Raw genomic sequence first — 12,684 nt, forward strand, 5'->3', positions numbered from 1 at the left:
GACGAGGTTTCGCCCCCTCCCACTGCATGCGGCCGCGCGGCCTTCCACGAGGCCGGAGGGGCGGCCGCCCACGGCGGCGGGCAGCGGGGCCGGCGGGGAACCGATCAGGAGTTCCCCGCGCGGATCGGACGCCGACCGGCACATCCGCCGGTACGTCTTATGACACACTGCGCAGCAGACCGGCGACAGACCGCGAGAGGCTCGCGGACGCGAGAGAGATCTCTCTCGCCCGCGAGGCTCTCGCGAAAGCGGGAGGGGGCCGTCGTGCAGGACCGGCCGCGGCCAGCGAAAGCGGCGTTCGTCTCCGAACTCGCGCAGCTGCGCGAGTCGCGTGGGCTGAAGGATGCGAACTTCACCAAGCTCGGCGAGAAGATCCGCGTTCATAGGAATGTCGTGTCGGCGGCCTTCCGCGGCGAGCAGCACGGTAGCCCGTGGCTGCTGCCATCCCAGCAGGTGGTCGAGGGCCTGGACCGGGAGTTGCATGCCGGCGGCCGGCTGATCGGTCTGTGGCAGAACGCGGTCATGGAGCACACCGCGCTGCAGATCAAACGCGAGGGCGATGGACATTTCCCACCCGGCAACCCCAGAGTGGCGGGGGGACCAGGAGAGGGGATGGCCACGGACCGACGCGAATTCGTCGAGCTGGCCACCCTGTCCGCGCTGGCAGCATCTACCCAGACGCGCATGGACGAGGCGGTCACGGCGGCGACCCTCGACGAGCTCGAAGCCGACGCCGACGAGATCGCTCGGGCGTATGGCTCCGCCCCTCACGCCTCACTGCTGCCCGAGGTCGGCGCCCGCTGGAGGCAGATCACCGACATCCTCGGTGGCCCGGTCGCTCCCGAATCGCGGGAGCGCATCACGCTGCTGGGCGGACAGTTCACCTACTTTCTCGGCCGGCTGGCCTTCAACGCCGACGACATGCGCTCTGCCCGCCGCTTCGCTGGTCTCGCTGGTCGTTACGCAGAAGAGGTTGGCGATCCTGTGCTCATCCTGTCCGTGGCCGCGCTGCGATCGAGCGTCGCCTACTGGCGGCAGCGGTACGGGCCGGCCCTGGCCGAGCTGCGGGCCGTTGCCCATGTCTCCGACCCGTACATGAACGCTCGGATTGCCGCCTATGAGGCACGCACGCACGCGGCCCTCGGTGACTCCGACGCCGCCCGCGCCGCGCTCGACCGGATGGAGACGGCGGCCGGCACCTTCAGCCCGCGGCCGGGATCAACCCCGGTCGGCCCTGCCGGTGTGGCGATGTTCCGGGCCGGAACCGCCCTGGCTCTCGGGGACGCCCCGGCGGCCCGAGAATGGGCGGCGCTCGCAGTCGACGGTTACCAGCGACGGGGCGGTGACTTCTCCGCCGAGGAAGCCCACCATGCCGCGCTGACTCTTGCCCTCGCGCACCTCCTCGGTGCCCGCCCGGAACCGGAGGAAGCGGCTCGGCTTGCCTGCCGGGTGCTCGACGAGACGACGACACCGGCCCACACCGTCACCGGCAAGATCCGCAGTATCGGGCGGGCGTTCACCTCTGACCAGCAGCGCCTACCGGAGGTGGCCGCGTTCGCCGAGGCCTACCGGGCCCTGCCCGCAGGGACGGTGACCCCGTGACCGCCATCCCGACCCTGACCACCAAGCGGTTGACCTTGCGGCCGATCGTCCGCGACGACCTGGACGGCTTCGCCGCGATGTGGAGCGACGAGGAGTTCACCCGCCACATCGGCGGCCCCACCGACCGGCACGGCACCTGGCACAACCTCGCCGGCAACATCGGCTGCTGGGAACTCGAAGGTGTCGGCCCATGGTCCGTCGTCGAGCGCGTGACCGGCACCCTGGTCGGCCGCGCCGGGCTGTGGTCCGAGCCGGGTTGGCCGGGTATCGAGGCGGTCTGGTTCATCGGCCGGCAGTGGTGGGGGCGTGGTTTCGGTACCGAGGCCGCAGCGGCGGCGATCGCATGGGCCTTCGAGACACGTCCTGCTCTGCCCGAGGTCGTCTCGGTCATCCGGGCCACGAACACCGCATCCATCCGGCTCGCCGAACGGCTCGGCATGCATCTCGCGCGCACGGAGCAACTACACGGCGCCGAAAAAGGCGTCTACGCGATCACCCGCTCCGAGTGGGTCTCACGAGCGCCAACCATCGAAGCCTGACCTTCTACACCACCCCCTTACCCTGGTGCAGCACCTGGTCGAAAACCGCTGGCGAAGCTGTCGGTCACGCCGATCCCGGTCGCATAGCGGATCACGTGGGGACTACGGCGCGGACAGGCAGAGCGGGCCATCCTCAGCAACATGGATGATCCGGCGGCGAAGCCGCGGAACCCGGCGGCGATCGTCCTGCGCTGCCGGAAGCATCGCCGCCCGCAGACCGGGCCCGGGGTGAAGCTGACGTTCCGTCGTCCGCCGTCGTCCAAGGACTGCCCGAACTGCCGGACCGTGCACGCCCCGAAGCGGCCGGAGTAGCCGACGCTTCCCGAGCCCGGGGAGCGTGACGGCATCCGGTCGGGTCGCGCACCCCCACACGACAACGCCCCGCCAGGACCAGCCCGGCGGGGCGCTGTCGTATCCGGAGTCAGATGGTCACGTCGGCAAGCGGGTGGTTCTTCCAACGGTCCCGCTGGCGCACGTAGCGGCCAACCGCGGTCGAGCCCTTCGCCCAGCCGCCGCCGTCCTCGATCTGCCCCGTCGTCGCCCCGGCCTCGGCCGCCGACGTCGCCGCCCCGGCACGCAGCGAATGACCTGACAGGTGACCCACTCCGGCGGCGGCGCCCAGCCGCTTCAGCACCAGGTCGACGCCCTGGCCGGACAGCCGGCCACCCAACCGACCGTGTCGGTCGATCCGGCACAGCAACGGGCCCTCGACGATGCCCTGCTCGGCGAGGAACGTGCGCCATGCCCGGACCGCACGGACCGGGCAGGCATCCGGCCGGGCGCCGTACGGCAACACCCGTTCCTGGCCGCGTGCCGCCTGGTCGGTCTTTGTGCGGGCGATGTAGACGACGAGCCCGTTTTCGGTTTCGGTGACATCGGCCAGGTCGAGGCGGGCCAGTTCCGAGCGGCGGGCGAACATGCCGAAGCCGACGAGGAGGATGACCCGGTCGCGGAGCACCTGCGCGCGGGCCCGGTCCGGGACGGCCGCCGGGTCGCCGAGGGTGTCGAGCATCCGGCGAATGTCCGCGGCGACGGCGGGTGGCGCCTGCCGGTCGCGGCCGCCCTCGTCGGCGCGGCGGCGCCGGTAGCCGCGGATGAGCAGGCGGGCGTCCCGGGTGTCAGGCACCTCGACCCGGGCGTAGCGGTGCATGGTGCGGATCACCGAGATGGCGACGTCGATGCTGCCCGGCGCCCGGCCTTCGGCGAGCAGGTGTCGGACGTATTCGGTGACCGTGTCGGCGTCGCTCGGGAGGAATGGCCTGTCGTCTGCCTCGCACCAGGCGCGGAACGCGGCGGTCTGCGTCTGGTAGCTGCGGCGGGTGTTCTCTGGGATGGCCTCGGCGAGCATGGCCCGGGTCTCGTCGGACAGTCCTGCGCCGACGGCGGCCGGGACGACGACGGGACCTTGCTCGGGGACAACGAGAGACACGTCTGGACCGCCCTTTTCGATCTAGGTTCCTGAGTCACGATTATAAGGAAAATCGTGACTCAGGAACCCGACCGGGACCGACCTTAGCCGACCGTCACCGACCGGAACCGACCGGCTACGCGGCCGGCTGCCGGCACGACGCGAGCCACCGCTCAACATCACCCGCGCTGACGTACACCCGCGAGCCAACCCGCCACGATGGGATCCGCCCCTCCGTCGTCAGTCGACGGGCGAGCCGTTCCGAGATCGCCGGCCACCGGGCGGGGACCTCGGTGCGGGCGACCAGGTCCGTCGGGGTGGGTTGGGCCGGGCTCGGCGCCGCAGGTGTCGTCACTGCTCCTCGCCGGCGAGGAGGTCACGGAGTTCGCCGTGGCGCCGCGCCTGGTCGACTTCGTCCGGGGTCGCGGCGGCCAGGTCGTCCCCGGTCCACTGCCGGCCGTCGGTGGGGGCCCGGAACGGCACCGGCTGGCCGAGGACCTCGGCCAGCTCCCCGCGTTCGTACGCGGGGTGGATCTCCTCCGGGCGGGCGGAGTCCAGCCACTCGGGGCTGCGCTGCGGAACCCGGTTCTCACCCCGGAAGCCGGGGTGCTGGTCGTCGCCGAACGGGGCCGGGGTGGGCGGTGTCGCCGCGCGCCGCTCCGCGGCCGCGTCGAGCGCGTCAAGGAACCCGAACAGGCCACCCCGTGGCGTCTGGTCGTCCCCGGTCATGAGGTCTCGCCGAGGTCGGACGCCAGGACGGCGCGGATGTAGCCGGCCGGGTTCTCGGCGAACTGCCGGTTGTAGTCGAGTGTGGCGGGGGTGAGGTCCATCCCGGGTGGCACCTTGCGCGCGAGCTGGTGCAGCAGCGCGCCGAGCAGGTCGCCCGGGGTCAGGAAGTGCACCTGACGGCGGTCCACGGCGACCGCCCCGTTGAATCCGCTGCTGCGGCCCAGCCCGGCGTCACGAACCGCACCGCCGATCCCCTCGGGTACGTCGAGCCGGGCCAGGTCGGCACGCCAGCGGATGTGCAGCTCACGACGGGCGGCGACCACGCGGACCAGCTCGGCGACGGAATCGACCGCGGTATCCAACCGGCTGATGATCTCGTCGGCGTCGCCGGCGTGAGCGATGATCTCGGCGCGGAGAGCCTTCAGTTCGGCGAGGCGTTCGGCGTTCGCTTCGGCGTCGAGACGGGCCCGGGTCCGTTCCGCCCGGGCGGCAATGAGACGGGCGAGGAGTCCTTCGGCGCGGGCCGCGGCCTCGCCGTCCGGGGCCTGGTCGAGGTCGGAGAGCAGCGTCTCGGCGTCGGTCGATGTGGCCATATCAGGCGTCCTCTCCGAGCTCACGGCGGAGCACCTCGGTCAGGCCGGCCGTGCCGACGGCGTCGACGGCTGCGGCCGAGGGCTGCGGCAGCGTCCAGCCCGACGGCGCACCGCCGAACACCCGGCGCAGTCCGAGAGCGACGTACAGCGCGGGGTCGATCTGGTCGACGCGGCGTCGGCCCACACCGACCGCCCATCCCGAAAAGGGCTCGGCGTGCCACGCGCCGGTGGTGGATCGCGGTCCGGCCGCCACGCCGCAGCCCCGCAGCCCCGCGGCGGTGTGGGCGATGAACGTCCTGCGGTCCTCGGCGATCCGGCGCAGGCCTGCGACGGCCTGGCCGATGGCTTCGAGGTGGTCGACGATCTGCGCGGCGTCGCTGGGCCGGTTCACGATCGACGCGATGAGCTCGTCCCGCCGGTCCCGGCGGACCGTTTCCCGGCGGGCGGCCTCAGCCTCGGCGCCCCGTAGCCGGGCGCGAGCCCGGGCGAACAGGCCGAGGGCCTCGACGTCGTCGGGGTCGGCGTCGTCGGCGGCGGCCTGCTCGAGCTGCTGCTGCGCGCGGGCGTGAGCGGCTTCGGCGACGCGCTGGTAGTCGGCGAGGTCGGCCGCCGACAGGCTGCTCAGGTCATCGACAGGCGTGGGGGTTGCGGTGGTCATGGTCGGTGTCCGGCTCCACGGTGATCAGCCATGCGCCGCCGGCGGTCTGCCGGGCGGGCAGCGCACCCGAGCGGGCCATCCGGCGGACATGACGTGTCGTGAACCCGGACCGGATCGCGTACTCGGTGACGCTGAGCTCAACCCTCTTCGGCGCCGAATCCGCAGGTCCGATGTCGGACATCCCCTCTCCCACAGAGAGGGCCGCAGCCCGCCCGAGCTGGCCGAGTAGGGCGTGCAAGCCGTCCGATCCCGCGGAACCCCCATCACGACGGGCCCGAGCGTCCAACGCCTCGACCAGCAGCGACCGCACCGACCCGGCCAGGGGTACCGGCACGACCACCGCACCACCGAACATCTGTTCGCGGCGAGCGAGCGCATCAACGATGATCGCTGCCACCGACCAGCCGGCCGGCGGCTCATCGCCGAGCAACGCCCGCACCCGCCGCAGTCCGGCGAGATCGGCCTCGGCTACGGCGACGGTGAACGCCACGGCGGGGCGGGCGGGTAGCCGGGCCAGATGGCGTGTGAGCGCGTCGAGCGCCCGGGGATCCACGGCACCCGACAGCCGGAGCCGAACCGCCTCCATAGCCCGCTCGTACCGGGCGACCCGGTGGGCGACAGCGGCGAGGTCGATGACACCGAGCGCGGCCACGTCCAGCCCGCCGGCGTCAGCCATCCGCACCCCGGCGCCGCTCGGCCTCCAGCAGGATCCCGGCCACCACATCCTCGAGCCAGGTTTCCGCCGCGTCCGGATCATCCTCGGCCCACTCGTCGAGGATCGTGGCGGCGAAGCGGGCGAGAGCCATCGTCAGCGAAGCCGCCGCCCGGCCGGTCTCGTCAGAGTCCGGGCCGGCCGTCGCGGAAATCTCACGGAAGATCGCGAAGAAAGAGCGTTCGAGGTCTGCCGGGGGTAGGTGCCGGGCAGTCCCGACCAGCTCTGCCGCCCGCAGCGTCGTGGCGATCACCTCCTGCGCTATCTCGCCCCGGCCGGTCATGAAGCCTCCGGGAGGTTCTCCGCGGCGACGCCGAGAGCGTGTGCAAGATCGCCGAGCATCGAGCGCGCCTCGGTCGTGCTGTCGCTGACCGGAATCGTGGACAGGCGGACGATCGACGCCGACAAGCTCGCGACAGCCGAGGCCAGATCGCGGGCACCGGCGGGGGTGATCTGGGCGAGCGGGGTCACCACCGACTCACCGTCCTTCGACGCGAACACGCTGCCGTAGGGCTCGGACAGCCGGCGGACCAGCCTCGACGCCTCGACGAGCATGTCGCCGACCAGCTCGGTGCGGCGCGCGGCGGCGTCAACGACCTTCGCCGCGGTCGCCGCTTTCGTCGCGGCCCGGTCGAACTTCAAACCCAAGCCTTTCGCGATCTTGCTGACGGTGGCGGGAGATCGGCCGATCTCCCGGGCAATCGCATTCCGGGAGAGGCCCTGCCGGTGCAGCTCGCGCACGGCGTCCTCGTCCTCGGGACCCAGCACCCGCAGGGCCGTCACGCCGACCGTCCGCTCATCGCGCGAAGCCACTCGTCGACCGCCGAGAGCTGAGCCGCACCGTCCTCGACGCCTTCGAGGCGGGCAATCACCGAGCACAGCCGATCCGCCGCAGTCGCGAGCGACTGGACATCCCGCGCGGGAAGCACCGACACCGGGCTCTCCACGACTTCGCCGTCCTTGTTCTCGCCGTGTGCCAGCGGCCGGCGGGAGCCCATCCGGGACAGCGTCTCGCCGAGCCGCAGGTAGGCCACGCCAAGGACCTCCGCCCGCCGTGCCGCCGCGTCCACCACCGCCGCACGGGTCGCCGCGCGAGTGGCCGCCCGGTCGAACGACAGTCCAAGCTGCTGGGCGAGCTTCGACACGGTCGAAGGTGACCTCCCCAACCTCTCGGCAATCTTGTTTCGGGACAGGCCCTCGGCGTGGAGCAGGCGCACCTTGTCCTGGTCATCGGCCGCGACCGGCCGCAGGTGGGCGCGACCCGGTCGGCCACTACTCTCTGTACTCATCGTCTGGACATGCTCCTTCGAACAGGTGTTTCAACGTTAGCCCCATCGTCTGCCGGTGACAGGTCGTGGCACTGTCGGCCTCGCGCGCGTGCGCGAGCGACCGGACGCGCCCGCCACCGTCTCCCGGGTTGGGGTGTGGCACGGTGGCCGGATGACGGGGGAGGTCACGGGGGATGTGTGGGATGGCGACGGGGAGGACTGGGCCGCCGAGGAGGAGGCACCAGGCCCGCGAGTGCGGCGGTACGACGTGGCGCGCGAGCCGGGTGAGGTGATTCCGCGGCGGCTCAGTGATCTCGGGATCCGGGTGTACACCGCGGAGGCGACCGACGAGTTCGTTGCCTGCTTCATTCCGACGATCTTGTATCCCGGGGATGAGCAGTACGCGGGGTACGACCTGCGTCTACCGCCCGGGGCGGTCGCCGAGGCGTTGCCGCAACGCCGACGGCGTACCCTGCGGCTCGGATCGGTGCTCGCCATGAGGCTGGCGGCCTGGCGGTAGATCGTGAATCCGGGCTGTCGGGAGACGTCTTCGCATCGGGTGTGGGCCGGGAGCCGAGATGACGGCCTCGGCGCCCGGCGGTGAGGGTCAGAGGTCGGCGAGCGGGATCTCCCCGGATTTGACCTTGCCGATGAAGTCGCGGATCTCGTGTGAGGGCTCGTACCGTCCGTCGGTCATGGTCGCGGCGGTGATGTCTGCGAGTACCTCGGTGGCGAGGTCCTTCCAGTCGTCCGCGCCCGTGCGCTTGGCCATGAAGGTGACGGCGTCGTAGATCGCCGCAGCCTTGTAGGCGGGCAGGCTGATAGTGACGGGAATGTCGGTCGGGTCGGTTGGGGACACCGGTGGGATGTCGGTCATGCCGCTGTCTCCACGCTGTCGAAGTCGAGGGAGAGCTGTGCTGTGGCGCGGGCCGCGGCGTTTGCGAGCACCTCCAGCGTGCCGGGGCGCAAGCTCGCGGCGCAGGACGGGCCCAGACCGAGAGCCCGGCTACGGGGGTCCAGAAGGACCCGGGAGCAGCGGCGGCAGCAGTTGACCGGCTCGGCGGCCAGGGTGGGTGTGGTCATCGGGGGCCTTCCTGTGCTGCGGCGGGGCGACACCGCGCGCCGGGGTGGCGCTGGTGGAGGCGGTCGGGGAGGTGAGCCGGCCCCGGAGGGTGTGCCGGGGCCGGCGGGGCGGTCAGACGCTGCTGTGCGGGCGCTGGCTGAGCAGCAGAGCCTCCAGACCGCAGGCGAGGTCAGCCCAATCCCTGGGCGTCATGTCCTCCGGGAGTACGCCGTCAGAGTGCTGTGTGGTGATCTCCGTCAGCCCGGCGTAGTCGGGGTGGTCGCGGACGTCCTGGCTGCTCTTCGAGGCGTCTGCTGCGGCGCGTTCGACGGCGTCGATCAGGCCGGCAAGGCGGACCAGCAGCGTCCGGGCCTCATCGAGGCCGATTCCGTAGATCAACGTCCGGCTGTCGGCGGCGGAGCCGAGCCAGCTGGGGGCGTCGTGAACGACCAGGTTGATGATGGCGGGGCCGTCCGTGCTGGCGGGGAATACCTCAGCGCGGATCGGGCTGTTCGGGATGAGGTCGATTTCGTCGATGTAGTCGATGTTGCTCATGGGGCGGTCTGTCCTCTCAGGTCGAATGTGCTTCTGCTGCTACCGGATCCCGGGTGGCCCCCGGGCCGGGCGCGTGCAGGTCACGGGCCAGGCCGACGAGGCGGGCAGGTGGAGGTGTGCCGAGCGACGAGCGCCCCGTGCTCATCGGCTTCGGCTGTCGCCCCGCAGGTGGGGCAGGTCCAGGCGGCCGGGGAGCGCAGGCCGTGCCACGGGGCGGCGACGCGGGTGGAAGGCTCGGGGTCGCCGTCAGTGCGGGCATGGCCGGTCCACGGCTGGGCGGGCCGCGGGGCGCTCATGCTGCGGCCCGGGTGGGGTCATCGTCGTCCCAGTCCAGGCGCATCTGTGCGGTGGCCGCGGCCGCGGTGGCGGCGAGAACGTCGAGGGTCGCCGGGTGCAGCGTGCCGGCGCAGCCCGGGCCCAAGCCGAGCGCCCGCGACGTCGGGGCGTGCAGGGGACGTCCGCAGCGGCGGCAGGCCGAAGGGTCATCGGCCGGGCGCAGCACCGCGCGGTGATGACTGTCAGTTATCGACATGGGGTGTGTCCTCAAGTTCCGTCGTAGAGGGGGGTGTAGGTGCGGTGCGAGGGGTGTCCCTGGTGGCCCATGCGCGTCGATCTGCCTGCAGCACAGTGGGTTTTTCGGGGCCACCATTGGTTTTGCGGTGGCCCGCCGGGTGGCCCACTCGCCGCGTTCTGGGCCACCGGTGGCCCAGCGAGGTCCCGGCTGGGCCACCGGATGGGACACCGTCCCGGGGTGTGGGCCACCACGCGGAAGTGGGTGGCCCGCCCCTCAAACCCGCTTCGACCTGCGGTTTTCTTGCTGTTTCGGGCCGGGTGGGCCACCTGGGACACCGATTTCACTCAGCACCCACCCCCCATACGGAAGTGTGGAGATGCAACACGGCGACTCGTCGCGCTCCGTCAACAGTCCGGCGGACCGTGAGCCGGCGTTTCCCGCCGCGTTCCTCGGTGCTCGCGAGTAGCCGGGCCTCGTCGAGCCGCTTGCGCAGCGTGGGTTCGCCGGGCAGGGACGGCAGGCTCGCGAGTGCGGCTTGGCGGACCGCGACGGTGTACGCGGCGCCGGGATCCAGGAAAACGTGTTCGCCGTCGAGCCAGCCGATGCGGGCTCCCCGGGGACGGTCGCTCAGGTCGGCGCCGACCATGACCTGTTCCCACCCCCACGCGGCCGCCTGGAGCGGCACGCCTCCGGACAGCGCCGACAGGTGCGCCGCGCCGCTGGAGATTGCCGAGGAGAGGACCTCCAGGTAGATGGCGACCGGGTCCATCTGGCCTTGCGCGTCGGCCTGCTCGTCGGCGCCGGCGACCAGCGCGGCCCAGACCCGCCGGGCGTAGGCGTCGCGGCCGGCGGCGTCGACCGCGCTGACTGCGGCGGCGTAGTCGAGCCAGCACTGCCACCCGAGAACCAGGCTGGCGATCATGTCGGGGGTGCGGCGGTGCTGCCCGCTGCCGGCCGCCTGGGCCCGCAACGTGGCCCGCGTCTCGGTGAGGGTCGCGGCCGACAGGTCGCCGTCGTCGAGGCGGCCGGCGAGCCAGCGCACATAGCCGGCCATCGCCACCGCGAAGGTGCCGGCGGCGGCGCGCTGCTGATGCCCGCCGAGGCGGTCCCACTCCAGGGCATCGGGTGCCAGTTCGGTGATGAACATCCGGCCGCGCAGCGACTGCCCCGGCGGCAGATCCTCCCCGGTCGCGAGGATCTGCGCCCGCGGGGGACGGGCGGTGCGCAGGGTGGCGGTGGCGTCGAGCCGGTCCCGGCCGGCACCGTTCGCCGCGCCACGCAGGAGCTGCTCGGCGGTACGGCGAAGCCGGGCGAGGTCGCTGGTCGACCCGGCCGGCACGTAGTCGTCGACGGTGAACAGCGCGTCGGCGAGCAGGAACGCCTGTTCGGCCAGGGCGTTACCCGTCGACGACCAGGAGCCGGGCAGGTGCTGCCCGTCGAGGGATGGCCCAAAATGCTGCTGGGCGAGAGCGACGAGCTGCGACTTCCCCGCCCCGGTCCGACCGACCAGGTACACCGACCCGTCCGACGGCAGCGGCAGCGGCGCCCGGAACGCCGCAGCCAAGACCGGGACCGTCGCCGCGTCCGGGGCCACGTCCAAGACGGCGAGGCTTGCCTGCACGGCCTCCCGCAAGTCCGCCGCCGACGACTCGCACGGGTCCGGCAGGTGGTAGCCGGCGAGCTTCCCCGGCAGATCCACCAGGACGCTGTCGGTGAGCCCGTCGGCGCCGAGAGCGCCCGCGGCGGACAGGTAGCGCCAGCGGCCCGCGATCTGCCGCCACCCGGTGTGCACGTAGATCGTTTGCGTCGGGAGGTGCTCTGCGGCGAGCAGTTGCGCGGCGGCCCGCACGTGCTCCCGCGCACCGGGCACGGCAAGCACGACCGCGCGGACGCCGGCGGCGCGCACCGCCCAGTCGACCGGGTCGGCGAGCTTCGCTGGCGGCACGTCGACCTCACCGCAGCGCCCCGAGGGCAAGGTCACCCGTACCCGCAGCGTCCGGACCCGCTCGGCGCCGTCATCGCGTTCGACGTCGGCGACGACCTCGGGCGCGAACGACGCGATCCGACGCGGCTCGTCGCCGTCGCGACGCAGGTACAGGTAGCCGTCCCCGCCGACCGTGTACGGGACACTGGCCGTCTGCTGCACGCCGTCAGCGCCGACGATGCGCGCTGCCTCGCGGAAGACCTCGACGAAGTCCCGCTTGCCGAACAACTTCCTGCCGGCCAGGCCGTCCCGGATGGCCATGCGGACCTCGGTGGTCGATGCTGCCGTGGCAAGACGGCGGATCACCGTATGAACCGCCCGCCGCCGATCAAGCTCGGGAAGGGCGGAGAGCCGGGACAGGACCAACTCCGGATCGTCGAGAGGCCACTGGTCCACCGCACCCGGGTCGACCGGCGGCACCTGCTCCAGGGGAGCGATCACGCCGCGTCCTCTCGGGGCTGCCGGGCGAGCCGGACCCGCTCGTCGATGGGCAGGCCGATGTCGCCGCCGGCGGCGCGGGCCCGGTCGACCCGGCCGATGTTGTGGTCGAGCGTGCGTCGCCACATGTCCTCGAACTCGGCGATGGCCGCCTGGTGGGCGCCATCGAACTCGGCGGTGAGCCGAGCCCGGATCCACGCCGGCGCCGAGTCGAGACGCCATGCCTCGGCGGCGATCAGGACGGCGGCGGTGCGCCGCGGGTCGTCGTCGGGCAGCGCCAGCCAGCCGGCCGAGCCGTACTGGGGGATCGGGCCGGTCCGCCGGGCCGCGGCGATCGCGGCGCGGGCCCAGCGGCCGACTTCGTCGTCGCCGGCGAGACGGGCGTACTCCGCTGGGGTCATGCCCACCCCCGGGAGACCTCGCCGGCGCGGCGCCGACGCTCGTGCTCGCGTTCGTCGGCGAGGGTCCGTGGCCGGCCGTCGGCGAGACGGTGCAGCTGGGCGCGGACCTCGGTCACCGCTGGATGTGGCTCCCGGGACGGGGCATCCCCGGGAGGCGTTGCGACTATCATGGAGAGGACCTTTCGAAGAGGTCAGTGGGTAGGGCGGGGCCGGCGTGGGG

19 protein-coding genes are annotated in these 12,684 nt (G+C 72.4%); 3 read left to right on the forward strand and 16 right to left on the reverse strand.

What is annotated here, in order from left to right:
- The first annotated feature begins 264 nt into the window (after nucleotides 1–264).
- Nucleotides 265–1,602, forward strand: a complete 1,338-nt coding sequence (locus NBZ85_RS18505) for an NsdA family TPR-like regulatory protein (protein WP_261562302.1) — start codon at nucleotides 265–267, stop codon at nucleotides 1,600–1,602.
- Nucleotides 1,599–2,141 (forward strand): GNAT family N-acetyltransferase, encoded by a 543-nt coding sequence (locus NBZ85_RS18510; protein ID WP_261562303.1) that lies wholly within the window; start codon nucleotides 1,599–1,601, stop codon nucleotides 2,139–2,141. Before NBZ85_RS18505 ends, NBZ85_RS18510 begins: the two co-directional genes overlap by 4 nt.
- A 421-nt stretch (nucleotides 2,142–2,562) precedes the next feature.
- On the opposite strand, the gene NBZ85_RS18515 is transcribed toward NBZ85_RS18510, so the two are convergent.
- From NBZ85_RS18515 to NBZ85_RS18555, 9 genes are all read right to left on the reverse strand, one after another.
- Entirely contained in the window at nucleotides 2,563–3,570 is a 1,008-nt protein-coding gene (locus tag NBZ85_RS18515; RefSeq protein WP_261562304.1) for a tyrosine-type recombinase/integrase, read from the reverse strand.
- 115 nt (nucleotides 3,571–3,685) lie between these two features.
- Nucleotides 3,686–3,904 carry a helix-turn-helix domain-containing protein gene (locus NBZ85_RS18520; RefSeq protein ID WP_261562305.1) on the reverse strand — a complete coding sequence of 73 codons (219 nt, stop codon included), beginning with the start codon at nucleotides 3,902–3,904 and terminating at the stop codon, nucleotides 3,686–3,688.
- Entirely contained in the window at nucleotides 3,901–4,278 is a 378-nt protein-coding gene (locus NBZ85_RS18525; RefSeq protein ID WP_261562306.1) for a hypothetical protein, read from the reverse strand. Before NBZ85_RS18525 ends, NBZ85_RS18520 begins: the two co-directional genes overlap by 4 nt.
- Nucleotides 4,275–4,871, reverse strand: a complete 597-nt coding sequence (locus NBZ85_RS18530; protein ID WP_261562307.1) for a hypothetical protein — start codon at nucleotides 4,869–4,871, stop codon at nucleotides 4,275–4,277. Before NBZ85_RS18530 ends, NBZ85_RS18525 begins: the two co-directional genes overlap by 4 nt.
- A gap of 1 nt (nucleotide 4,872) precedes the next feature.
- Nucleotides 4,873–5,529 (reverse strand): hypothetical protein, encoded by a 657-nt coding sequence (locus tag NBZ85_RS18535; RefSeq protein WP_261562308.1) that lies wholly within the window; start codon nucleotides 5,527–5,529, stop codon nucleotides 4,873–4,875.
- On the reverse strand, nucleotides 5,498–6,205 hold the full coding sequence (locus NBZ85_RS18540) for a hypothetical protein (RefSeq protein ID WP_261562309.1): 708 nt from the start codon (nucleotides 6,203–6,205) through the stop codon (nucleotides 5,498–5,500). The genes NBZ85_RS18535 and NBZ85_RS18540 overlap by 32 nt, the downstream gene beginning before the upstream one ends.
- The gene (locus NBZ85_RS18545) at nucleotides 6,198–6,524 is read right to left on the reverse strand and encodes a hypothetical protein (protein ID WP_261562310.1); all 327 of its coding nucleotides are present in this window, start codon (nucleotides 6,522–6,524) and stop codon (nucleotides 6,198–6,200) included. Before NBZ85_RS18545 ends, NBZ85_RS18540 begins: the two co-directional genes overlap by 8 nt.
- A complete protein-coding gene (locus NBZ85_RS18550; protein ID WP_261562311.1) occupies nucleotides 6,521–7,024 on the reverse strand; it encodes a helix-turn-helix domain-containing protein in 504 nt (167 codons plus the stop codon). Before NBZ85_RS18550 ends, NBZ85_RS18545 begins: the two co-directional genes overlap by 4 nt.
- Entirely contained in the window at nucleotides 7,021–7,530 is a 510-nt protein-coding gene (locus NBZ85_RS18555) for a helix-turn-helix domain-containing protein (RefSeq protein WP_261562312.1), read from the reverse strand. Before NBZ85_RS18555 ends, NBZ85_RS18550 begins: the two co-directional genes overlap by 4 nt.
- Nucleotides 7,531–7,681: 151 nt before the next feature.
- Here NBZ85_RS18555 and NBZ85_RS18560 point away from each other — a divergent pair, with 151 nt between their 5' ends.
- On the forward strand, nucleotides 7,682–8,029 hold the full coding sequence (locus NBZ85_RS18560; RefSeq protein ID WP_261562313.1) for a hypothetical protein: 348 nt from the start codon (nucleotides 7,682–7,684) through the stop codon (nucleotides 8,027–8,029).
- An 87-nt stretch (nucleotides 8,030–8,116) separates the two neighbouring features.
- On the opposite strand, the gene NBZ85_RS18565 is transcribed toward NBZ85_RS18560, so the two are convergent.
- The 7 genes from NBZ85_RS18565 to NBZ85_RS18595 form a co-directional block, all read right to left on the reverse strand.
- Nucleotides 8,117–8,386, reverse strand: a complete 270-nt coding sequence (locus NBZ85_RS18565; protein WP_261562314.1) for a hypothetical protein — start codon at nucleotides 8,384–8,386, stop codon at nucleotides 8,117–8,119.
- On the reverse strand, nucleotides 8,383–8,592 hold the full coding sequence (locus NBZ85_RS18570; protein ID WP_261562315.1) for a DUF6011 domain-containing protein: 210 nt from the start codon (nucleotides 8,590–8,592) through the stop codon (nucleotides 8,383–8,385). Before NBZ85_RS18570 ends, NBZ85_RS18565 begins: the two co-directional genes overlap by 4 nt.
- 112 nt (nucleotides 8,593–8,704) lie before the next feature.
- The gene (locus tag NBZ85_RS18575) at nucleotides 8,705–9,127 is read right to left on the reverse strand and encodes a hypothetical protein (protein WP_261562316.1); all 423 of its coding nucleotides are present in this window, start codon (nucleotides 9,125–9,127) and stop codon (nucleotides 8,705–8,707) included.
- 292 nt (nucleotides 9,128–9,419) lie between these two features.
- On the reverse strand, nucleotides 9,420–9,659 hold the full coding sequence (locus NBZ85_RS18580; RefSeq protein WP_261562317.1) for a DUF6011 domain-containing protein: 240 nt from the start codon (nucleotides 9,657–9,659) through the stop codon (nucleotides 9,420–9,422).
- Nucleotides 9,660–9,981: 322 nt separating this feature from the next.
- On the reverse strand, nucleotides 9,982–12,066 hold the full coding sequence (locus tag NBZ85_RS18585; protein WP_261562318.1) for an amino acid adenylation domain-containing protein: 2,085 nt from the start codon (nucleotides 12,064–12,066) through the stop codon (nucleotides 9,982–9,984).
- Complete coding sequence (locus tag NBZ85_RS18590; protein ID WP_261562319.1) at nucleotides 12,063–12,464, reverse strand: DUF2742 domain-containing protein; 402 nt, start codon at nucleotides 12,462–12,464, stop codon at nucleotides 12,063–12,065. Before NBZ85_RS18590 ends, NBZ85_RS18585 begins: the two co-directional genes overlap by 4 nt.
- Nucleotides 12,461–12,634 (reverse strand): hypothetical protein, encoded by a 174-nt coding sequence (locus tag NBZ85_RS18595; RefSeq protein ID WP_261562320.1) that lies wholly within the window; start codon nucleotides 12,632–12,634, stop codon nucleotides 12,461–12,463. The genes NBZ85_RS18590 and NBZ85_RS18595 overlap by 4 nt, the downstream gene beginning before the upstream one ends.
- Between the last annotated feature and the right edge of the window lie 50 nt (nucleotides 12,635–12,684).

It is taken from the genome of Frankia tisae, assembly GCF_025403405.1.
GTDB lineage: Bacteria > Actinomycetota > Actinomycetes > Frankiales > Frankiaceae > Frankia > Frankia tisai.